The organism is Pseudomonas sp. X4 (genome assembly GCF_040784925.1).
Lineage (GTDB): Bacteria > Pseudomonadota > Gammaproteobacteria > Pseudomonadales > Pseudomonadaceae > Aquipseudomonas > Aquipseudomonas putida_Z.
Genome location: NZ_CP160798.1, coordinates 4,469,805 through 4,490,030 on the forward strand (window position 1 = coordinate 4,469,805; position 20,226 = coordinate 4,490,030).

General features: G+C 64.7%; 19 protein-coding genes. 7 read left to right on the plus strand and 12 right to left on the minus strand.

The genetic code is table 11. The features are described 5' to 3' along the window. The first annotated feature begins 57 nt into the window (after positions 1-57). Both ABX298_RS19990 and ABX298_RS19995 read left to right on the plus strand, forming a co-directional pair. Positions 58-906, plus strand: coding sequence for a DUF692 domain-containing protein (locus ABX298_RS19990; RefSeq protein WP_367393523.1), 849 nt, complete (start codon positions 58-60; stop codon positions 904-906). Then, positions 899-1,597 carry a DUF2063 domain-containing protein gene (locus ABX298_RS19995; protein ID WP_075044650.1) on the plus strand — a complete coding sequence of 233 codons (699 nt, stop codon included), beginning with the start codon at positions 899-901 and terminating at the stop codon, positions 1,595-1,597. The genes ABX298_RS19990 and ABX298_RS19995 overlap by 8 nt, the downstream gene beginning before the upstream one ends. 150 nt (positions 1,598-1,747) lie before the next feature. Here ABX298_RS19995 and ABX298_RS20000 read toward each other — a convergent pair whose 3' ends face one another. The 4 genes from ABX298_RS20000 to ABX298_RS20015 form a co-directional block, all read right to left on the minus strand. Beyond that, positions 1,748-2,236: a DoxX family protein gene (locus tag ABX298_RS20000; RefSeq protein WP_075044651.1), complete on the minus strand. Its 489-nt coding sequence runs from the start codon at positions 2,234-2,236 to the stop codon at positions 1,748-1,750. Positions 2,237-2,250: 14 nt separating this feature from the next. Continuing rightward, on the minus strand, positions 2,251-2,868 hold the full coding sequence (locus ABX298_RS20005; protein WP_025338500.1) for a ferric reductase-like transmembrane domain-containing protein: 618 nt from the start codon (positions 2,866-2,868) through the stop codon (positions 2,251-2,253). Positions 2,869-3,114: 246 nt separating this feature from the next. Further along, positions 3,115-4,401, minus strand: a complete 1,287-nt coding sequence (locus ABX298_RS20010) for a sensor histidine kinase (RefSeq protein WP_367393524.1) — start codon at positions 4,399-4,401, stop codon at positions 3,115-3,117. Beyond that, the gene (locus ABX298_RS20015) at positions 4,398-5,138 is read right to left on the minus strand and encodes a response regulator (RefSeq protein WP_003250463.1); all 741 of its coding nucleotides are present in this window, start codon (positions 5,136-5,138) and stop codon (positions 4,398-4,400) included. The genes ABX298_RS20010 and ABX298_RS20015 overlap by 4 nt, the downstream gene beginning before the upstream one ends. Before the next feature lie 220 nt (positions 5,139-5,358). Here ABX298_RS20015 and ABX298_RS20020 point away from each other — a divergent pair, with 220 nt between their 5' ends. Continuing rightward, positions 5,359-5,634, plus strand: a complete 276-nt coding sequence (locus ABX298_RS20020; RefSeq protein WP_025338502.1) for a DUF2790 domain-containing protein — start codon at positions 5,359-5,361, stop codon at positions 5,632-5,634. Further along, complete coding sequence (locus ABX298_RS20025; protein ID WP_286101422.1) at positions 5,624-6,160, plus strand: thioredoxin family protein; 537 nt, start codon at positions 5,624-5,626, stop codon at positions 6,158-6,160. The genes ABX298_RS20020 and ABX298_RS20025 overlap by 11 nt, the downstream gene beginning before the upstream one ends. 119 nt (positions 6,161-6,279) lie before the next feature. Here ABX298_RS20025 and ABX298_RS20030 read toward each other — a convergent pair whose 3' ends face one another. After that, positions 6,280-7,128: a shikimate dehydrogenase gene (locus tag ABX298_RS20030; RefSeq protein WP_025338504.1), complete on the minus strand. Its 849-nt coding sequence runs from the start codon at positions 7,126-7,128 to the stop codon at positions 6,280-6,282. Continuing rightward, complete coding sequence (gene aroQ / locus ABX298_RS20035) at positions 7,125-7,574, minus strand: type II 3-dehydroquinate dehydratase (protein WP_025338505.1); 450 nt, start codon at positions 7,572-7,574, stop codon at positions 7,125-7,127. Before aroQ ends, ABX298_RS20030 begins: the two co-directional genes overlap by 4 nt. A 282-nt stretch (positions 7,575-7,856) precedes the next feature. Between aroQ and ABX298_RS20040 the strand changes: the two genes are divergently transcribed. The 3 genes from ABX298_RS20040 to ABX298_RS20050 are packed head-to-tail and all read left to right on the plus strand — an operon-like array spanning position 7,857 to position 13,465. Further along, positions 7,857-9,110, plus strand: a complete 1,254-nt coding sequence (locus ABX298_RS20040; protein WP_084785137.1) for a TolC family protein — start codon at positions 7,857-7,859, stop codon at positions 9,108-9,110. After that, entirely contained in the window at positions 9,103-10,302 is a 1,200-nt protein-coding gene (locus ABX298_RS20045) for an efflux RND transporter periplasmic adaptor subunit (protein ID WP_075044656.1), read from the plus strand. Before ABX298_RS20040 ends, ABX298_RS20045 begins: the two co-directional genes overlap by 8 nt. 16 nt (positions 10,303-10,318) lie before the next feature. Next, positions 10,319-13,465, plus strand: a complete 3,147-nt coding sequence (locus ABX298_RS20050; protein WP_075044657.1) for an efflux RND transporter permease subunit — start codon at positions 10,319-10,321, stop codon at positions 13,463-13,465. Positions 13,466-13,596: 131 nt separating this feature from the next. On the opposite strand, the gene ABX298_RS20055 is transcribed toward ABX298_RS20050, so the two are convergent. From ABX298_RS20055 to ABX298_RS20080, 6 genes are all read right to left on the minus strand, one after another. Continuing rightward, positions 13,597-14,934, minus strand: coding sequence for an MFS transporter (locus ABX298_RS20055; protein WP_075044658.1), 1,338 nt, complete (start codon positions 14,932-14,934; stop codon positions 13,597-13,599). A 263-nt stretch (positions 14,935-15,197) separates the two neighbouring features. After that, a complete protein-coding gene (locus ABX298_RS20060) occupies positions 15,198-17,348 on the minus strand; it encodes a TonB-dependent receptor (protein ID WP_367393525.1) in 2,151 nt (716 codons plus the stop codon). A 70-nt stretch (positions 17,349-17,418) separates the two neighbouring features. Continuing rightward, the gene (locus ABX298_RS20065) at positions 17,419-17,829 is read right to left on the minus strand and encodes a DUF2946 family protein (protein WP_085592246.1); all 411 of its coding nucleotides are present in this window, start codon (positions 17,827-17,829) and stop codon (positions 17,419-17,421) included. 136 nt (positions 17,830-17,965) lie between these two features. After that, positions 17,966-18,742 carry a ParA family protein gene (locus ABX298_RS20070; protein WP_025338510.1) on the minus strand — a complete coding sequence of 259 codons (777 nt, stop codon included), beginning with the start codon at positions 18,740-18,742 and terminating at the stop codon, positions 17,966-17,968. Positions 18,743-18,948: 206 nt separating this feature from the next. Further along, positions 18,949-19,791 (minus strand): IS3 family transposase, encoded by an 843-nt coding sequence (locus ABX298_RS20075; RefSeq protein ID WP_044288731.1) that lies wholly within the window; start codon positions 19,789-19,791, stop codon positions 18,949-18,951. Further along, complete coding sequence (locus ABX298_RS20080) at positions 19,788-20,096, minus strand: transposase (protein WP_004376391.1); 309 nt, start codon at positions 20,094-20,096, stop codon at positions 19,788-19,790. The genes ABX298_RS20075 and ABX298_RS20080 overlap by 4 nt, the downstream gene beginning before the upstream one ends. Between the last annotated feature and the right edge of the window lie 130 nt (positions 20,097-20,226).

A 20,226-nucleotide genomic window follows, 5' to 3' on the forward strand; every position in this document is an offset into this window, starting at 1 on the left:
TGCAACGCCCCTCCTGCTGGTCAGGCGGGGCGTTGTGCCTGTTGCGGAGACCTTTTCATGCACCCCACATCTTTGTCCCCTGTAGCTTTACGGGCCGGGCTTGGCCTGCGCCGCGGCCTGTTGCCGGAACTGCTGGCCATGGAGGCTGGCGCCGTGGACTTCCTGGAATGCGCACCGGAAAACTGGGTTGCCGTGGGCGGTGCCTACGGCAAGGGCCTGGCGCAGTTGGCCGAGCGTTTTGCCATTACCTGCCACGGGCTGTCGTTGTCGCTGGGTGGCAGCGAGCCGCTGGACCGCCATTTCCTTGGCCAGACCCGCCAGTTTCTCGATCGCCACCAGGTGCGTCTGTACAGCGAGCACCTGAGCTACTGCAGTGATGACGGGCACCTGTACGACCTGATGCCCATTCCATTCACCGACGAAGCGGTGCGCCATGTGGCCGCGCGGATTCGCCAGGCCCAGGAATACCTGGAGCGGCGCATTGCCGTGGAAAACATCAGCTACTACGCCGCGCCGTACCAGGCGATGAGTGAACTCGACTTCATCCGCGCGGTACTCGATGAGGCCGACTGCGACCTGCTGCTGGACGTCAACAACGTCTTCGTCAATGCCTGCAATCACGGCTACGACGCCCGCGAATTCCTGGCGGGCTTGCCCCAGGCGCGGGTCACCGGCATGCACGTGGCTGGCCATTACGATGAAGCGCCGGACCTCAAGGTAGACACCCATGGGGCTGCGGTGAAGGAGGATGTGTGGGCGCTGTACGCGGTCGCCTGTGCGCGCTTCGGTGTGCAACCGACCGTGCTCGAGCGTGATTTCAACTATCCGCCGCTGGCCGAACTGCTCGCCGAGGCGGCGCGCATCCGCACTGTGCAGCGTGCTGCGGGAGGGCATGCAAATGAATGAGACCTTGCGTGAGCAGCAGTACACCTTGGCCCGGCACCTGCGTGACCCGCAGCGCCATGCGCCGCCGCCGGGCGTGGAAGCCCGGCGTCTGAAGGTTTACCGCGAGCTGTTCTATGGTGCTATCGAAGGTTTGCTGGCCGGCAGTTTTCCGGTGATGCGCCAGGCGTTGGGCGAACCGCGCTGGCATGCCCGAGTGCGAGATTTCTATGCCAACTATCGCAGCCAGACACCGTTGTTCACCGAGATTGCCCAAGCGTTCGTCGATTACCTGCAAGGCATCGAGCTGGATGCGCCCTGGCAGCTGGAGCTGGCGCACTATGAGTGGGTCGAGGCGCAGTTGTATCTGAGCGATGCCGAGGACCCGGCCCATGACCCGGCAGGCGACCTGCTGGAAGGGGAACCACTGTTGTCGTGTGTGGCACGCGTGTTGGCCTATCGCTGGCCGGTGGAGCGGATCGGGGCGGATTACCAGCCAGCGGTCGCGCCAGAGGCGCCGACCTTGTTGCTGGTTTATCGCGATGCGGGGTTGAAGGTGCGCTTCGCGCGCCTGGCGCCGCTGGCGTACCGGTTGCTGGCGCTGGAACAGGGCAGTGGGCGGGCTCGGTTGCAGGCGTTGGGCGGTGCTGTGGAAGAGGGGTTGGCGTTGCTGGAGGGATTGCGCGAGCAGGGGGTCATCATCGGTACATGTTGAATCGTGGTATTGGGGCGCTTTGCGCCCCATCGCCGGCAAGCCAGCTCCCACAGGTACAGCGCATGCCCAGAATCTTGCGCAGTACCTGTGGGAGCTGGCTTGTCGTGGCGACGAACCGCGGCGATGGGCTGCAACGCAGCCCCGGCAATATCACCTGCAGAACCGCCCTCTGAGCCAATGATCCAGGCTCAACCGCCCAGCCCCTTTCAGCAGCAGTGGCAGCAACGCCACCAGGTAGATCAGCGGCAACTTGAAGTTGCCAAAGCCCTGGTCGGTAATCGCATACCCTTGGGCCAGCTCGGCCAGGTTCGACCAGTGCGCCGGCCAATGTACCGCAGCAATCGCCACCACGGTCACCACCATCAGCCCCAACGAGGCCAGCCGGGTACCCAGTCCCAGCAACAGCAGTAACGGCAGGATCAGCTCTGCCCACATCGACAGCTGCCAGTTCAGCTCTGCAGGCAGCAGGTTGAAGGGGAACGGGAAGTTCGCTTGCAGGTCAGCGAACCAGTTGCTGCCATTGAATTTCTCCCAGCCGGATTCGAAAAATTCCCAGGCCAGGAACAGCCGCAACGGCAGGTCGGCGCTCCAGGTACCGAAACGGTCGAAGGTGGTCAGGGTGCGGGTCAAGGTGGTCATGCTGGTTTCTCTCTTCAGGAAAGGGCACGGGCGTTACGGCGTTGCTGGCGGGCCAGCTTGGCGGTGAGCTTGACGGCGATGGCGCTGAACATCAGGGCGAACGCCAGCGGGTACCAGCCGCCCATGGGGATGCGTTTGTAGAACGACAGGCAGAACACCGCGGCCAGTACCCACATGCCGGTGCTGTGCAGGGCCTGCCAGGCACGGCCACCCAACAGGCGCATCGGGGCCTTGAACGAGGTGATGGTGAGCAGCAGCAGGAACAGGTAGCCGAGGGTGCCGGGCAGGCTGGAAGTGAGCGTGCGGCCGGCCCAGAACAGCTCGGGGAATTGCTGGGCATAGCGGTAGATCAGTACGCCGTGCACGGTGTGGGAAAAGGCGAATGCCAACCCCAGATAGCGCCGTTCCTGGAGGATGCGGCGGCTGCTGGTGCCAGGCAGCAAGGTCACCAGCGACGAGGCCAGGAAGGCCAGCAGGAATAGCGCGAAGGAGCTGCGCGCGGTGGCACGGATCGCGCTGCGCAGGCCGTCCGGATCAGGTTGGCTGGCCAGGACCACGGCGGTCATCGCCAAGGTCAGGCCGGCGAGCGTGGCGAACAGCTTCCAGCCGGAGGGAAGGGTGAGGGGTTTCATCAGGAAGGCTCCCGGGGTGTGGTTGTGTGACCGGGAGTGTGTCGGGGTGGGGTATCTGCAGTGTGTCGGCGGTGGTGGGGTTGTGTATCGGAGTGTACTGATACTTCAAGCTCCACCTGCTTTTTGTGGGAGCGGCCTTGCGTCGCGAAAGGGCCGCAAAGCGGCCCCGGCAATTCATGCGACGAAGCTGAAAACCTGGGGCTGCTGCGCAGCCCTATCGCGACGCAAGGCCGCTCCCACAAACTGTCATTTGAGCTCGATCTGCGCGCACAGCCCGCCGCTTGCGCGGTTGCTCAGGGTCAGCCGGCCGCCCATGGCCTGGATCAGCTGATGGGCAATCGCCAACCCCAGCCCGGTGCCGCCGGTGCTGCGGTTGCGTGAACCTTCCACGCGATAGAACGGCTTGAGCACTTCATCCAGTTCGCCGCCGGGTATGCCTGGCCCGTTGTCGAGCACGCGGATCAACGTCTTGTCGCCCTCGCGGCACACCTCCAGTTCGGCAGCACCGGCAAACTTGAGGGCGTTGTCCACCAGGTTCACCAGCACCCGGCGCAGGGCATGCGGGCGGGTTTCCAGCAGGCTGCCGCTGCTGCCATGGCGCTCGACCTGGGCGCCACTGTCCTGGTAGTCGAACACCAGGCTGTCGAGAAAGGCATCGAGGTTGACCCGGCACGGGGCCTCGGTGCTGGTGTCCATGCTGCGGGCATAGGCCACGCCTTCGCGCACCAGGTGTTCCATTTCACCCAGGTCGCTCCACAGCTTGTCCTTTTCCACCCCTTCGTCCATCACTTCGACACGCAGCTTCATGCGCGTGATCGGTGTTTGCAGGTCGTGGGAAATGGCCGCCAGCAACTGCATGCGTTCCTTGAGGTAGGCAGCGATGCGCGCCTGCAGGGCGTTGAAGGCCACGGCGGCGTAGCGCACCTCGCGCGGGCCGCTTTCATCCAGCTGCACGCCAGGCTTGTCCGGGTCGAGGTTGTCCACCGCACGGGCCAGGCGGGTCAGCGGGCCGATCGCCAGGCGTACCGCCAGCCAGGTGCACAGCAACAGCACGGCCAGCTGGATCAGCAACACCACGGGCAGCCAACGTGCCACCGGGACCGGCGATGGGGTGACGTCGATGGTCAGCGGTGCGCCATCGGCCAGGGTCAGGTGTGCCTGGAAGTGCGCATTCGGGCCGGGTATTTCCTGGAAGGAAAGGCGATAGTCGGCGCCAATGGCCTTGACGATCGAGTCGGCGGCCATGGGCGGGTCGCTGGTCGGCATGGCTTCGCCCGCCAGGCCCTGGTCCAGCCGGTAGCGGTAGGTACGCCGCTCCAGGCGCGACAGCCAGGCGGCGCGCTCGGCCGCGGGCAGGCGGTCGAGGATGGCCACCGAGGTGGCCACGTCCTGCTCCAGGGTGCTGAGCATCATCGAGCGGCTGCTGATGTAGCGCTCGTAGGCCTGCAGGCCGAACGACAGGCCGTAGGCCAGCACCAGGCCGGTGAAGAAGATCAGTGCCAGGCGCGAGGCCAGGGTACGTGGCCACTTCATGATGGCGACTCGAGCAGTTGCACCGGCAGCGAGAACACGTAGCCCTCGCTGCGCACGGTCTTGATGCAGCTGGGTTCGCGGGCGTCGTCACCCAGGCGCTGGCGCAGGCGGCTGACCAGCAGGTCGATGGAGCGGTCGAAGATGTCGGCTTCGCGGCCCTGGGTCAGGTTGAGCAACTGCTCACGGCTGAGCACCCGCTGCGGGTGGTCGAGAAACACCCGCAGCAGGCGGTATTCGGCACCGCTCAGGGCTACCAGGGTGCCTTCGCTGTCGAGCAGGTGGCGCGCGGTGGTGTCCAGCCGCCACTGGCCGAAGCCGAGCAGGCGGCTGCTTTCGCTGATGGTGAGGTTGGGCGGCAGCATGCGCGTGCGGCGCAGCACGGCGTTGATACGGGCCAGCAGTTCGCGGGCCGAGAACGGCTTGGTCAGGTAATCGTCGGCGCCCATTTCCAGGCCGATGATACGGTCGGTTTCGTCGTTGCGGGCGGTCAGCATCAGCACTGGGGTGTTGCGGTGCTTGCCGGCGCGCAGCTCGCGGCACAACAGCAGGCCGTCGTCGCCGGGCATCATGATGTCCAGGACGATCAGGTCGACGCTGTTGGCTTCGAGAAAGGCGCGCATCTGCCGGCCGTCGGCGACGATGCTGGTGCGCAGGCCGTTCTTCTTCAGGTAGTTGCCGACCAGTTCGCGGATTTCGCGGTCGTCGTCGACGATCAGGATGTGATCGACGTGTTCCATGCGCTGCGTTCCTGTGCAAGAGGGGATGGGCGCAGTGTACCGAGCGCAATCGCGCTTGCCTGCGGGGGTTTGTATTGCAGTGTATCTGGCATGTGTACAGACACAGGAGGAAGCACATCACAGCTTCGGGCGACACATACGGGATACCTGGCCGGCGTGAAATGGCTCTCGACCGGGGAGCACAACTCCCCACCCTCAAGCGTTACACAGGAGAGATGCCATGAACTTCATTACCTTCGCCCGTGCCAGCCTGTTCGCCGTGCTCAGCTTTGGCGCCATTGCCGCCCAGGCCTCCACGATGCCGATGGACGATACCGGGGTCATGCAGTACCGCTACGGTGACCACCTGGATGTGAAGAAAGTGCTGTCGATACAGGACGACCAGAGCGACGCCTGCGGCCTGGTGAACACCCGCATGGACTACCTCGACTCCAAGGGCCAGCAGCAGAGCGTGCAGTACCGCACCTACGCCACCGGCGGTTGCCATGAGAATTGATCGCCGCTTGTTGTTGAAGGTTGGCGGTATTGCCCTGGCGCTGGCCGGCCTGGGCCTGGCCGGGCACCTTATGGCCCGCGACAGCTACGGTGCCATGCCGTCGCTGTCCGGCGCCAGCCAGTGGCTGAACTCGGCGCCGCTGGATGGCCCCGGGCTCAAGGGCAAGGTGGTGCTGGTGGACTTCTGGACCTGGGACTGCATCAACTGCCGGCGCAGCCTGCCGCACGTGAACGAATGGGCGCGGCGCTATGCCGACCAGGGCCTGGTGGTGGTCGGTGTGCACACCCCGGAGTACGACTACGAGCACGATGTAGGCACCTTGCGTGACAAGGTGGCCAGCCTGGGGATTGGTTACCCGGTGGCGGTGGATAACGACTACAAGGTGTGGAATGCCTGGGGCAACCAGTTCTGGCCGGCGCATTACTTTGTCGACCGCAAGGGGCAGGTGCGCCATGTGCACTTTGGCGAGGGGGATTATGGGGGGCAGGAGCAGGTGATACAGGCGTTGCTGAATGAGAAAGGGTGAGTTGTCTGTGCCGGCCTCTTCGCGGGCTTGCCCACTCCCACAGGGATTTGCGTAATCAGTGAAATCTGCGCAGTACCTGTGGGAGCGGGCAAGCCCGCGAAGAAGCCAACCCCTGTCTGTCAGGTGAAACTGGCAAAGTGCGCCTGCATCCGCGCCGCATCCGCCTGGCGCCCGCTGAACAGCTCGAACGCCTTCACCGCCTGGAACACGGCCATGTTGCTGCCATCCAGGGTGCGGCAGCCCAGCGCCCGGGCGGCGCGCAGCAGTTCGGTCTCCAGCGGGAAGTAGATGATCTCCGCCACCCACAGACGCGCATGCAGCAGCTCCACCGGCAGCGGTGTGCCCGGCAGCTTGGCCATGCCCACCGGCGTGGTGTTGACCAGCCCGTCCGCCTCGGCCAACGCCGTGGCCAGGTCGTTGCCGACCACGGCGCGCCCGGCACCGAAATGGGCATTCAGGTTGTCCACCAGGGCCTGTGCACGGGCCGCGTCCACTTCGAACAGCACCAGCCGCTCGACCCCTTCACCCAGCAGGGCATGGGCCACGGCCGAACCGGCACCACCGGCACCCATCTGCACCACCTGGCGCCGTGCCACATCAGGCAGGCCACGGCGCAAGCCTTCGGCAAAGCCCAGGCAGTCGGTGTTGTGGCCGACCCGCTTGCCGTCCTTGAGCACTACGGTGTTCACCGCGCCGATGCCGCGGGCTTCGTCCGACAGTTCGTCGAGCAACGGCAGGATCGCCTGCTTGAACGGGTAGGTGATGTTGAGCCCGGTGAAACCGGTATGCTGGGCGGCGTCGAGCAGGCCGGGCAGGGCGCTGTCGTCCAGTTGCAGCTGGTCGGCATCGATCAGCCGGTACAGGTAGCGCAGCGCCTGGGCATCACCTTCGTGTTCGTGCAGGGCAGGAGTGCGCGACAGCTGGATGCCACGGCCGATCAGGCCGGCGAGGATGGCTTGCTGGCTCATGCGCTGTGCTCCTGCAACATTTCGGCGAAGTGGCTGATGGCCATGCGGTAGCCATGGCTGCCCAGGCCGCAGATGACCCCGACGGCGATGGATGATACGAACGACAGGTGACGGAACGGTTCGCGCTTGTGCACGTTGGACAGGTGCACCTCGATTACCGGCACTTCGCTGGCCACCAGGGCATCGCGGATGGCCACCGAGGTATGGGTCCAGGCACCGGGGTTGATCACGATGCCGGCGCAGCGGCCACGGGCGGCATGGATCCAGTCGATCAGTTCGCCTTCGTGGTTGGTTTGGCGGAATTCGATTTCCAGGCCGTGGGCATGGGCGGTATCGGCACAGCCCTGAGCCAGGTCGGCGAGGGTTTCGTGGCCATATTGGGCAGGCTCGCGGGTGCCCAACATGTTCAGGTTGGGGCCGTTGAGCACGAGAATGAGGGGCTTCATGACGGGCATCGCTTTGTTGTTGTTGGATGCGTCTAGTTTTGTACCGACTGGTTAGTTTGGTCAATCGGACTAAACCGCTGTACCGGAAAAGTGGGCGATTATCGAACTTGATATCGCCTGTACCGGCCCTATCGCCGGCAAGCCAGCTCCCACAGGAACTCCATAGGGCTCCAGCTTTGTCGCCTGCAGCTTGATTACAAAATTGTAATTTTCCCGCCACCGCCCCGATAAGCGCGGCTTTCTACAGTCCCTCGCCAAAGCTCGCTGACGAGGACCTGTTTCGTGCCCATCCCCCGCAAGACCGCCTTGCTCTGCCTGTTGCTGGCTGTTGCCGCCAGCGCCCAGGCCAGCCAGAGCCTGAGCCTGCCACAGGCGCTTGACGCCGCCTTTGCCCAGAACCCGGAGCTGGCCGCGGCCGGCCGGGAAATCGGTATCGCCGATGGCGAGCGGCGCCAGGCCGGGCTGATCCCCAACCCGGAGCTGTCCTGGGAGGTCGAGGACACTCGCCGTGACACCAGCACCACCACTGTCACCCTCAGCCAACCGCTGGAGCTGGGCGGCAAGCGCGGTGCACGCATCGCCGTGGCCGGTGCCGGCCAGGCCATTGCCCAGCTGGACCTGGAGCGCCAGCGCAACGGCCTGCGCGCCGATGTGGTGCAGGCGTTTCACGCGGCCCTGCGCGCGCAGACCGCGCTGGAGCTGGCGCAGCAATCGCAGGCGTTGACCGAGCGTGGGCTGCGAGTGGTGCAGGGGCGGGTGACCGCTGGCCAGTCATCGCCCGTGGAGGCCACCCGGGCCCAGGTGCAGTTGGCCCAGGCCCAGGCTGAAGTGCGCCGTGCGCAAACCCAGCGCAGTGTGGCTTACCAGGCCCTGGCACGGTTGACCGGCAGCCCGCTGGCAAGCTTCGACCAGTTGCAGGCCGCCAACCTGTCCCCCGGTGATGCGCCCAGCGCCGACGCCCTGCTCGACCAGGTCGAGCAAACGGCTGAATGGCGCCTGGCCGCCGCCCAGGTCGAGCGCGGCGAAGCGTCCCTGGGTTCGGAAAAGGCCCTGCGCATTCCCAACCTCACCGTCAGCCTTGGCAGCCAGTACAGCCGCGAAGACCGCGAGCGGGTCAATGTGGTGGGCCTGTCGATGCCCTTGCCGCTGTTCGACCGTAACCAGGGCAACGTGCTGGCCGCGGCCCGCCGTGCCGACCAGGCGCGTGACCTGCGCAACGCCGTGGAGCTGCGCCTGCGCAGTGAAACCCGCAGTGCCGTCAGCCAGTGGACCACGGCCATGCAGGAAGTGCAGGCCTATGACCGCACCATCCTGCCTTCTGCCCAGCAGGCCGTGGACACCGCCACACGCGGTTTCGAAATGGGCAAGTTCGCCTTTCTCGATGTGCTCGACGCCCAGCGCACGCTGATCGAGGCGCGCGGGCTGTACCTCGAGGCGCTGGCCTCGGCAACCGACGCGCGGGCGCAGGTCGAGCGGATCTATGGCGACCTCGATGGGCTGAGCAACAAATTTAACAGCAGGAGCAACAATGACTAATCCACGCAAGATAGCCCTTCTGACTGCCGCCATTGCTGCGCTTGGCCTCGGTGGCCTGGCCTGGACCGGCAACCTCGGCAAGGCGTCGAGCACTGAAGCCCGGCACGACGACCACGGCGAAGACAGCCACGGCCACGGCGAGGAACAGGCCGGCGAAGGCCACGAAGAAGAAGAGGGCAAGCTGCACCTGTCCATCGCCCAGATCGAAGCTGCCGGTGTGCAACTGGCCGATGCCGGCCCTCGTGAACTGGGCACCGCCATCAGCTTCCCGGGTGAAATCCGCTTCGACGAGGACCGCACCGCCCACGTCGTGCCACGCGTGCCCGGTGTGGTCGAGTCGGTGCAAGCCGAGCTGGGCCAGGCGGTAAAGCGTGGTCAGGTGCTGGCGGTAATTGCCAGCCAGCAGATTTCCGACCTGCGCAGCGAACAACAGGCTGCCCAGCGCCGCCTGGAACTGGCGCGCCTGACCTTCCAGCGCGAACAGCAGCTGTGGCAGGAACGCATCAGTGCCGAGCAGGATTACTTGCAGGCCCGCCAGGCGTTGCAGGAAGCCGAGATTGCCTTGGCCAACGCCCGGCAGAAGGTCGCCGCCGTGGGCCCGGCCGGCGCCGGCAACCGCTATGAGCTGCGCGCGCCGTTCGATGCAGTGGTGGTGGAAAAGCACCTGACCGTGGGCGAGGTGGTCGATGAGACCAGCAATGCCTTCACCCTGTCTGACCTGAGCCGGGTCTGGGCCACCTTCGCCGTCGCCCCGCGCGACCTGGACAAGGTGACCACCGGCCGCAATGTGACGATCAGCGCGCCGGACCTGGGCGCCCAGGTCGAGGGCAAGGTCAACTACGTCGGCAGCCTGCTCGGCGAGCAGAACCGTGCCGCCACTGTCCGCGCCACGCTGGCCAACCCCAACGGCGCCTGGCGCCCCGGGCTGTTCGTCAATGTCGCGGTCAGCGTCGAACGCTTCAACGCCGCTGTCGTGGTACCGCAAAGCGCACTGCAAACCTGGGAGGAGCAGACCGTGGTGTTTGCCCGTACCGCGGAAGGCTTCGAGGCCCGCCCGGTGAAGACCGGCCGCCGCGACGCCGGCCAGGTGGAAATCACCACCGGCCTTGCCGCCGGAACCCAGGTGGCCGCTGCCGGCAGCTTTGTCCTCAAGTCCGAGCTGGGCAAAGGCTCGGCCGAGCACAGCCATTGATCACGGGGACGTCTGCATGTTCGAACGCCTGATCCAATTCGCCATCGAGCAGCGCCTGGTGGTGATGCTGGCCGTGGTCCTGATGGCCGCGGTGGGTATCCACAGCTACCAGAAACTGCCGATCGACGCTGTACCGGACATCACCAACGTCCAGGTGCAGATCAATACCGCTGCACCCGGCTATTCGCCGCTGGAGACCGAGCAGCGCATCACCTTCGCCATCGAGACCGCCATGGCCGGCCTGCCCGGGCTCAAGCAGACCCGCTCGCTGTCGCGCTCGGGTCTGTCGCAGGTCACGGTCATTTTCGACGACGGCACCGACCTGTTCTTCGCCCGCCAACTGGTCAACGAGCGCCTGCAAGTGGCGCGTGAGCAGTTGCCCGACGGCATCGAAGCGGGCATGGGGCCGATTTCCACCGGGCTGGGTGAAATCTTCCTGTGGACGGTGGAAGCCGAGCAGGGCGCGCTGAAGGAAGACGGCACGCCCTACACCCCGACCGACTTGCGGGTGATCCAGGACTGGATCATCAAGCCGCAGTTGCGCAACGTGCCCGGGGTGGCCGAGGTCAACAGCATCGGCGGCCATGCCAAGCAGTACCTGATTGCGCCGGAGCCCAAGCGCCTGGCGGCCTACAAACTCACCCTCAACGACCTGATCGCGGCGCTGGAGCGCAACAACGCCAACGTCGGCGCCGGTTACATCGAACGCAATGGCGAGCAGTTGCTGATTCGCGCGCCAGGCCAGGTGGCGTCGGCCGAGGACATCGCCAACATCGTCATTTCCAGTGTCGATGGCACGCCAATCCGCGTCAGCCATGTTGCCCAGGTCGGCCTGGGCGAAGAGCTGCGCTCGGGCGCGGCCACCGAAAACGGCCGGGAAGTGGTGCTGGGCACGGTGTTCATGCTGATTGGCGAGAACAGCCGCACGGTGTCCCAGGCGGTCGCCGCCAAGCTGGTCGAGATCAACCGCAACCTGCCCAAGGGCGTGGTCGCGGTGACGGTGTACGACCGCACCAACCTGGTGGAAAAGGCCATCGCCACGGTGAAGAAGAACCTGGTCGAAGGTGCCATTCTGGTCATCGCTGTGTTGTTCCTGTTCCTGGGCAACATCCGCGCTGCGCTAATCACTGCCATGGTCATTCCGTTGTCGATGCTGTTCACCTTCACCGGCATGTTCAGCAACAAGGTCAGCGCCAACCTGATGAGCCTGGGCGCATTGGACTTCGGCATCATCGTCGACGGCGCGGTGGTGATCGTGGAGAACGCCATCCGCCGCCTGGCCCACGCCCAGCAACGCCATGGCCGCATGCTGACCCGCACCGAGCGCTTCCATGAAGTGTTCGCTGCCGCCCGTGAGGCGCGTCGGCCGCTGATCTATGGCCAGCTGATCATCATGGTGGTGTACCTGCCGATCTTTGCCCTGACCGGGGTGGAGGGCAAGATGTTCCACCCTATGGCCTTTACAGTGGTCATCGCCCTGCTTGGTGCCATGATCCTCTCGGTTACCTTCGTGCCGGCGGCCATTGCCCTGTTCGTCACCGGCAAGGTCAAGGAAGAGGAAGGCCTGGTAATGCGCACGGCGCGTCAGCGCTATGCCCCGGTGCTGGCCTGGGTGCTGGGCCGGCGCAAGCTGGCGTTCGCTGGCGCCGCTACCCTGGTGTTGTTGTCCGGGGTTATGGCCAGCCGCATGGGCAGCGAGTTCATCCCCAGCCTCAGCGAAGGCGACTTCGCCCTGCAGGCCCTGCGGGTGCCGGGTACCAGCCTGTCGCAGTCGGTCGACATGCAGCAGCGCCTGGAACAGGCGATCATCGCCCAGGTGCCGGAAGTGCAGCGGGTGTTCGCCCGCACCGGCACCGCCGAGATCGCCTCCGACCCGATGCCGCCGAACATTTCCGACGCCTATGTGATGCTGCGTCCGCGTGAGCAATGGGGCGACCCGGGCAAGCCGCGTGATGAGCTGATCGCCGAGGTACAACGTGCCGCCGCCAGCGTGCCGGGCAGCAACTATGAGCTGTCGCAGCCGATCCAGCTGCGCTTCAACGAGCTGATTTCCGGGGTGCGCAGCGATGTGGCGGTGAAGCTGTTCGGTGATGACATGGACGTGCTCAACCGCACAGCCGCGCAGATCGCCAGCAGCCTGCAAGGCGTGCCGGGCGCGTCCGAGGTAAAGGTCGAACAGACTACCGGCCTGCCGGTGCTGACCATCGATATCGACCGCGACAAGGCGGCCCGCCATGGCCTTAACGTGGGTGATGTGCAGGACGCCATTGCCATTGCCGTGGGTGGCCGCACGGCCGGCACGTTGTACGAAGGTGACCGCCGTTTCGACATGGTGGTGCGCCTGTCGGAAACCCTGCGCACCGATGTCGACGGGCTGGGCAGCCTGCTGATTCCGGTGCCGGCCAATACGGCTGCGGGTGCCGGGCAAATCGGCTTCATCCCGCTGTCGCAGGTAGCCACGCTGAACCTGCAGCTGGGGCCGAACCAGGTCAGCCGCGAGGACGGCAAGCGGGTGGTGGTGGTCAGTGCCAACGTGCGCGGGCGCGACCTGGGTTCGTTCGTCGAGGAGGCCGAGCAGACGCTGATCGAGCAGGTGCAGATACCGCCGGGTTACTGGACCCGCTGGGGCGGCCAGTTCGAGCAGCTGCAGTCGGCGGCCGAGCGCCTGCAGGTGGTGGTGCCGGTGGCCTTGCTGCTGGTCATGGCGCTGTTGCTGATGATGTTCAACAACCTCAGGGATGGCCTGCTGGTGTTCACCGGCATCCCGTTCGCCCTTACCGGCGGGGTGCTGGCGCTGTGGTTGCGGGACATTCCGTTGTCCATTTCCGCTGGCGTGGGGTTCATTGCCTTGTCGGGGGTGGCGGTGCTCAACGGGCTGGTGATGATCGCCTTTATCCGTGGCCTGCGGGAGGAAGGGCGCACGCTGCGGGCAGCGGTCGAGGAGGGCGCGCTGACGCGCTTGCGGCCGGTGCTGATGACGGCACTGGTGGCGTCGCTGGGGTTCATCCCGATGGCCTTGGCTACCGGGACCGGGGCCGAGGTGCAGAGGCCGCTGGCGACCGTGGTGATTGGCGGGATTCTGTCGTCCACCGCACTGACCTTGCTGGTGTTGCCTGCGTTGTATCAGTGGGCGTATCGGCGGGAAGAGGTGCAGGAAAACTGAGAAGTAGGGGGCTGCTGTGCAGCCCATCGCCGGCAAGCCAGCTCCCACAGGGATTGCACATGGCTTGAGGGTGATGCGGTCGAGGTGGGAGCTGGCTTGCCGGCGATGGGCCGCAAAGCGGCCCCAAATTCTCAAACAGTACGACGAGCCCCAGTCCTTGCACCGTCGCCCCTAGCCTCATCATGCAGCGAAATCCGCGAAGTCTCCGGCAACGCCAACCCACCCACCAACGCCACCAGTGCAATCACCACCAGGTAGAACGCCGGTGCCAGGCTGCTGCCGGTCTGCCCGATCAGCCAGGTCGCCACCAGCGGTGCGGTACCGCCAAACAGCGTATAGGCCACGTTGTAGGTAATTGCCGAAGCGGTATAGCGGGTGCGGGTAGGGAAGCTTTCCGACAGCAATGCCGCCGTGACCACGCCACTGCACAACGCCCCCACCGCCAGCAGGATCACCCCCAGCAGCGCACCGGACATCGAGCCGGAACTGGCCAGCCAGTACGCCGGGAACACGCACAGCATCACCCACAGGCAGGTAAAGCCGATGGTCTTGCGCCGCCCGACGCGGTCCGAGAACGCCCCGGCCAGCGGGCAGCCGACCGCGGCGAACAGCAAGGCCACGGTGGTTACCAGCAGCGATTGCGCGCGGGTCAGGTTGCCGACCAGTTGCAGGTAGGTGGCGAAGTAGGTGGTGAACATGTAGAACGACAGCGCGGTCAGCGAGATGAAGGCCCCCAGGTTGCGGATCGCTCGGCCATGGTTGCGCAGGGTTTCCTTGAGCGGCGAATGTTCATGCTCCTTGCCCTGGGCGATGGCTTCGCGGAACGCCGGGGTTTCTTCCATGCGCCAGCGCAGGTACAGGCCGACCAGCCCCAGCGGCGCGGCGATCAAGAACGGGATGCGCCAGCCCCAGGCATTCATCGCCTCGGCCGACAGGCTGGCTTCCAGGCCATAGGCAATCACTGCCGCGCAGGCAAAGGCGGAAAAGGTCGACACCGGTACGAAGCTGCCATAGAAGGCGCGCTTGTCGTTGGGCGCATGCTCCATCAGGTAGGCGCAGGCCCCGGCATACTCGCCACCGGCGGAAAAGCCCTGCAGGCAGCGCGCCAGGGTCAGCAGCGCGGGGGCTGCCAGGCCGATGCTGGCGTAGGTCGGCAGCAGGCCGATGAGGGTCGTGGAGCCGGCCATCAGCAGGATGGTCAGCGACAGGATGCGCTTGCGCCCCAGGCGGTCACCCAGCGCGCCGAACACGATGCCGCCCAGCGGGCGCAGGGCGAACGCCACGGCGAATACCGCAAAGGTCTTGAGCAAGGCCACGCTGGCGTCTTCGCTGGCGAAGAACTGGCTGGCGATCAGGGTAGCGAGAAAGCCGTAGACGGCGAAGTCGAACCATTCGACGAAATTGCCGATGGCCGAGGCGGCGATCACCCGGCGCAGGGTGGCGGGGGATACCTCGTGAGGTGCGGGCATGCGAGTGCTCTCCGGTTCCATTGGCAGGCATGATGAAAGTGGCGCGGTCGGGCCGCGCCATCATTGTTGTGCTTGCCAGTAGATAGCCGGGCGCTGGAAGGCGCTTTGTCGAGGGCGACCTCGGGATACCTGATTCAACCGAACATGATGGGCTGCCCCTGATGGCCCTATCGCCGGCAAGCCAGCTCCCACAGAATTTGCACCGCACTCAAGGCTTGTGCAGTACCTGTGGGAGCTGGCTTGCCGGCGATAGGGCCATGGGCTCAGAAGCGCATATCCAGCGCCAGCTCGAAGGTACGCGGCGGCCCCATGTAGTACTGGCTGTTGTAGGCCTGCTTGGCATACACCTCGTCGGTCAGGTTGCGTACCCGCCCAGTGAGCGTGGTGTGTTCATCCAGCCGGTAGCGGGCGAACGCGCCGAACAGGGTGTACGCCGGGGCCTTGAGGCTGTTGGCGTTGTCGGCATACACCGAGCCCACGTAGCGCCCGTCTGCCCCCACCGACCACGCCGGGGTCAGGCTGTAGGTCAGCCACAGGTTGGCGACGCTGGCCGGTACGTTCACCGGTGCGTTGCCCTTGCGCGATACCGACACGCCGTTGACCGCCTCGTTGAACGCGTCGTACTGCGCATCGACATAGGCATAGTTGGCCTCGGCCAGCAGCTTCGGCGTCACCTGCAGGCGCCCGGACAACTCGACACCGCGTGAGGTCTGCTGCCCGGCCTGGACCGTGAGGTTGGCGTCGTTGGAGTCGCGCACGGCAAAGTCCTTGCGCACGATCTGGTACAACGCCAGCGTGGCTGCGCCGCGCCCGTCGAGAAAGTCGAACTTGCTGCCCACTTCCCACTGCTCGCCCTTGGACAGGTCGAACAGCCCGACGTTGGAATAGGTCGCTGCCGCCAGCGAGCCGGCCGGCAAGTCGGCAGAGGTACTGTACTGCGCATAGACGCTGGCGGAGGGGGTCAGCGCGTAGGTCAGGCCGATACGCCCGGAAAGCGGTTCCCAGCGCCGTTCGAAGAACGCCGGCGAGGTTGGCGTTACCGCGCCGTAGTTGGTCACCTGCATGTCGAGGTAGTCGTAGCGCAGGGCGGTCAGCAGGGCCAGGCGCTCGGTGAGTTGCAGGCGGTTTTCGGCAAACACCGCGCGGTTGGTCACCTCGTGGCGGCGTTGCTTGGTCAGGCCGGCATTCACCCCGGGGATGCCGTCGAAGCTGCCGGGGTCGAAGTGCTCGGCATCGACCACATCGCTCCAGCTGCTCGAGGTGGGGTAGAGGGTCTGGCGCATGCGCGAGTAATCCAGCCCCAGCGACCACTGGCTGGCCAGGCCGAACAGCTGGTTGTCGTGGCGCAGCTCGATGCGGTCGCCCAGCAGGTTCTGGTCGTGGCGCTGCAGGTAAGGGCTGCTGCGTCGTACCCTGCCATCGTCGGTGTAGCTGTAGCGTTCGAGGTTGCGGTAGTCGCGCTGGGCGTTGTAGTGGTACAGCGTGTTCTGCACGCTGGTGCTGTCGCTGAGCTGGTAGTCGAGGATCGAGCGTAGCCAGCGTACCCGCTGCTCATAGCGCCCGTCGCCGACGTTGTAGTTTTCGAAGCGGCGGCTTTTGTCGATCTTCATCGTGCTGCGCCCGGGCAGGATCGGCGAGCCCCAGTAAGGGCTGTCTTCGCGGTCTTCCTGGTACTCCAGGGCCAGGGTGTGGGTGAGGTTGGGCGTGAGGTCGCTCAGCAACGAGAAGGCCAGGCTGTCGGTGTGCCGTTCGTTGCGGTCGATGTAGCCGTTGCCCTGCCCGCGGCTGAAGTCCAGGCGCATGAAATGGCGGGCATCGGCGGGGTTGCTGGCCAGTGCCTGGTTGATGCCGAACGCCACTTCGCTGTCGTCGAAGCTGCCATGGCGGATACGGCCGTCGATGGTCTGCTGATCGCGGCTGGCCAGCTTGGTGATGTAGTTGATCGAGCCGCCCACCGCGCCCGCGCCATGCAGGAACGACGATGGCCCGCCGATCAGTTCGACGCGGTCGAGCACCCAGGCATCTACTGGCCGGGTGGCGCTGCTGTAGCCCAGGTTGATGCCGTTGTACAACTGGGTAACCTGGTTCTGGGTGAATCCGCGGTAGGCGACGAAGCCGCCAAAGCCGGGGTTGGCCGAGGCGTTGACGCCGGTCATGGCGTTGATCACATCCTGGCTGTCCTTGGCGCCGCGCTCCTCGATCAGGCGGCGGTCCGAGACACTGACCGAGGCCGGCGTTTCTCGCGCGGTGAGGCCCAGGCGCGAGCCGGTGCGGATCGGCTCGTCCAGTTGCACGCCGCTGGCGGCGTCGCGTTCACCGTCGATGGTGGTGGCGCTCAGTTCCACCGGGGCAGCATCCGCCCAGGCAAGGTTGCAGGTGCCCATGAGGAGCACCAGGGAGGTTTTGCGAAGCATGTTGGTGTGTCTTCCACGCAAAGGTCATGGCTGACCGCGAGCGCGCGCAGTCAGGCGCGCCCGGTAGAGGTCAGGCGAAATGAAGTACGGCTGCGGGGAAAGCGACGGGGGAGGCGCGGGGGTTGAGGGCGGGGCGTTGATAGCGCGGCGGCGGTTGCGCCCAGCTGCGCACCACGATGGGCGAGGTGGCCACGGCTTGCGCCGGGGTGAACGACCAGCCGCTGCTGCTGAGCGGCACGGCCAGGCCGAACGAGGAGCACACCGGGCAGTCGAGCTGGGCCATGTGCTGGTCGCCGCCGGCGCCATCCAGGTCGATGGCAACGCCGTGTTCGCTGTTGATCGAGCAGAAACCACCTTCCAGGCCGGCCAGGCGCAGGCCACCCATCTGGCCATGGTGCAGGCCGCACAGAACCAGGCTGAACAGGACGCTGGCGTAGAGCGTCCAGGCGGTCAGCGTGCGGGTATGCCGGGTGGTTTTCATGGCGGCGAATCTACCATCCGGATGAACGGTCGGGTAGTGCTTCGGGCTTGATATTTTTGGGGCTGCAATTTGACGCGATGCCTTGTAGGAGCGGCCTTGTGTCGCGAAAGGGGCGCAAAGCGCCCCCAGGGTTCTGTCAGGCCGCACGCTCCAGTACATCCAGCAAATCAACAAACTCCAGCGCCAGTTTATGCCGCGGCGCCAGGTGCACCAGCGGCACCGAGGCCTGGTGCGATTCACGCATCTTGATCGAACTGCTCAGGTACACCGGCAGCACCGGCATGCCTTCACCACGCAATTGCTCGACCAGGGTCTGGTGCAGCGCGGTGCGCCCGGCGAACTGGTTGACCACCACACCTTCCACCTGCAACGCCGGGTTGTGGTCCTGGCGCAGTTCTTCGACCTCGGCCATGACGCAGTGCAGGGCCTGGCGCGAAAAGCTGTCGCAGTCGAACGGGATCAACAGCCGCTCGGCCGCCACCAGCGCGCTGAAGGTATAGAAGTTGAGCGCCGGCGGGGTGTCGATGTAGATCCGCTCGTAGTCCTCGCCCAGTTCCACCAGCAGCTTGCGCAGCTTGTTGATCTTGAACTTGCTCTCCAGCTTGCCTTGCAGGTCGCTGAGGTCGGGGCTGGCGGTCACCAGGTGCAGGTTGCTGTAGCGGGTTTCGGTGATCGCCACCCGGTGCTTCTTGCCGGCAGCGGTGACTGGCGACAAGGTCTGGCGGAAGAAATCGGCGATGCCGGAAGGAATGGCGTCATTGACCAGGCCGGTCAGGTAGTAGGTGGCATTGGCCTGCGGGTCGAGGTCGACCAGCAAGGTCCGGTAGCCTTCGGCGGCACTGGCGGCGGCAAGGTTGCAGGCGATGCTGGACTTTCCGACGCCACCTTTCTGATTGAAAACCACACGACGCATTAGACGCTCATCCATGAAGTGAAAATGTCAGGTTGGGGTCAATCCTATGACTGGAACAAGACAGTTTTATGACAAGGAATGTTACAGCCTGCCAAGTTCATTTCGTCATGTGGCAATCGGTTTGCCTTGAGCTGTGTAGTGTCTGTTCCGGCCCTTTCGCAGGTGAACTGTTCTGGTCAAGTTTTGCCGGACACCGATTACGGTGATCAAGCCGCCTGCTGCTCCATAGCTATTGGCGACAGATAGTTGTTGTAGCTATGGAGCCTGATTCGGTTGTAGCGCATGAAGAAGCTGGTCATGTCCCTCCTGGCTTCTTCAATCTCCTTGTAGCCCTGAGAGGGTACCCACTCTGACTTGAGCGTCCCGAAGAAGCGCTCTGTTGGCGCATTGTCCCAGCATTGCCCCCTGCGACTCATGCTTTGGGTTATCCCATGCTCAAGCAGCTCGGACTGGAAGCGCTGGCTAGTGTATTGGCAGCCTTGATCTGAATGAAACATCAAGCCTGCATGCTTGCCTCGAACCCCCACTGCCATCCTCAGCGCCCTGCTAACCAAGTTAGCATCATTGATGAGAGAAAACGCCCAACCAACGATCCGCCGGGCGAACAGGTCAATCACTACTGCCAGGTGGTACCAGCGCTTCCCGACCATCAAGCTGGTAACGTCGCCGCACCAGACCTGATTGATTGCAGTCGGCTCGAAGTTACGTTCGAGCAGATTCCTGGCCACAAAGGCTTCGACGCCTCTGGAGCGGTACTGATGCCGGCGGCGCTGCCTGCTGGCCAGATTTGCCTCCTGCATGAGTTTTCCGGCCAGATACCGTCCTACTTTGAGCTGCTGAGCCTTCAAGTGCTCAGAGAGCATCCTCGCACCAACGCTTCCCCGGCTTTCAGCGTGCAATTGCACGACTTTTGCTCTGAGCGTGTCACGTTTGGTATTCGGCGTTGAACGGCGATGAAGCCAGTCATAAAACGCGCTGCGGGATACGTTCAGCGCGCTACAAAGCAAGCTGGTCGGATACGCCCCAGACTCCCTCAGTTCCTCGATCAAGAAAAACGATCGGGATCCGACATCAAGAGAGCCGTAGCCTTTTTTAAGATTTCGGCCTCGGTCTCCAGACGTTTGATTTTGGCGCGTAGTTGCTGGAGCTCGCGCTGCTCATCGCTGATCGCCTTGGTGCCAGCCACGGGCTGGCCTTTCTGGCGCTCTTTACGAACCTGATCCACCCAGCGGCGCAGAGCCGTTGGACCGACATCCATCGATGCGCAGACGTCGGGAACCGAACAGTTGTCGTCAAGAACCATGCTGGCAGCACGTTGCTTGAACTCGCGGGTATAGGTCTTTCGTTCTTGCATGGAACCTCCTGAGTGGGCGAATCATATCGCCCTTAAGAGGTGTCCGGGATCATTAGGCCAGTTCAAACCCGCTCCCACAGGTTATGCACCGCCCTTGAGGGCTGCGGGGTACCTGTGGGAGCGGGTTTAC